The organism is Mesorhizobium sp. M7A.F.Ca.ET.027.03.2.1, from assembly GCF_003999175.1.
Classification (GTDB): Bacteria; Pseudomonadota; Alphaproteobacteria; order Rhizobiales; family Rhizobiaceae; genus Mesorhizobium.
Window position 1 is genome coordinate 1 of sequence record NZ_RZOM01001799.1, and the last position, 568, is coordinate 568.

Sequence of the window (568 nt, forward strand, 5' to 3'; positions counted from 1 at the left end):
CCCTGCGCTATGCCGAACTGACACCCGGACCCGCCAATATCGAAGCGATCGACAAAATCGCCAAGGCCATGCATCCGGAAGCGTTTTGATGCCTGTCGCCCAAAAGTGCGCAGCGGTTTTGGGGCAACGACATGCATGAGCAAAAGATCCTGGAAGTGCGTCGCACGCGTCCTGACAGACACGACGCATTTCCAGGTTTGCGCCATCCGGCATTCGCACTGGCCATGCTGGTGGGAGCGGCGGCGATCGCTGCTCTCGCATTGCTGTCGATCGCCTATGGCTCGACGCTGATCCCGCTGACCGACGTTGTTGCAGCACTTGGCCGCGCAATCGGCTTCAGTGGGCACGACGTGTCCGGGCCGGTCGGCAAGATCGTCGTCGATCTGCGGCTGCCGCGCACGGTCCTGGCCATCTGCGTCGGGGCCGGTCTCGGCGTCGTCGGTGCGCTGCTGCAGACGGTGACCCGCAACGACCTTGCCGACCCGTTCCTGTTCGGCCTGTCGTCGGGCGCCGCCGCGGGTGCGGTTTCCGTCATCACCGTCTTCGGAGACAGTTTCGGCATCTGGAC

The 568-nt window shown here is 64.1% G+C and carries 1 protein-coding gene; it reads left to right on the top strand.

Features of this window, described 5'->3' with window-relative positions:
- Positions 1-224: 224 nt before the first annotated feature.
- Positions 225-568 (top strand): iron chelate uptake ABC transporter family permease subunit (locus EN750_RS38140; RefSeq protein WP_145968380.1); only part of this gene is annotated, 344 nt, incomplete at its 3' end.